At 60.7% G+C, this 593-nt stretch carries 1 protein-coding gene; it reads left to right on the forward strand.

What is annotated here, in order from left to right; all coding sequences use genetic code 11:
- On the forward strand, positions 1-543 hold a 543-nt coding region (locus tag NZK81_RS21815), incomplete at its 5' end, for an acyl-CoA dehydrogenase family protein (RefSeq protein WP_260047987.1).
- Between the last annotated feature and the right edge of the window lie 50 nt (positions 544-593).

Below are 593 nucleotides of genomic sequence, written 5' to 3' on the forward strand. Positions count from 1 at the left end.
AGCCATATCGCCGATATCGTGCTGGAAGATGTCCACGTTGGCAGCCAGGCTTTGCTCGGCGGCGAACTTGGCAAGGGCTTTGCATTCGCGATGATGAGCCTCGACAACGGCAGGATGTCGGTGGGAGCCGCAGCGACCGCCTATGCCCGCCGGGCGCTGGACAGCGCCATCCGATACGCGACCGAGCGCAAGGCATTCGGCGAGCCGATTGCCAACTTCCAGTTGATCCAGCAGATGCTCGCTCAGAGCGAGATCGAAATCTATGCCGCCGAATGCATGATGGACGATGTCACCCGGCGTGCCGACGCAGGCGAGAACATCTTGCGTAAAGCAGCGGCGTTCAAGGTTTTCGCGACGGAAATGTGCGGCCGGGTGGTTGATGCCTGCGTCCAGGTCCACGGCGGTGCCGGCTATCTTGCCGAATACGATGCCGAACGTTTCTTCCGCGATGCGCGCATATATCGGATCTATGAAGGCACGACCCAGATCCTGCAACTCCAGATCGCTAAGCACATGCTGCGCGAATTTGCGGCGGCGAATTGACCTTCGTGGGTTGCACTTCATCCGCAGGCTGCACCATGGGCGGCCAGGGG

The sequence above is a fragment of the Novosphingobium mangrovisedimenti genome, from assembly GCF_025153475.1.
GTDB lineage: Bacteria > Pseudomonadota > Alphaproteobacteria > Sphingomonadales > Sphingomonadaceae > Novosphingobium > Novosphingobium mangrovi_A.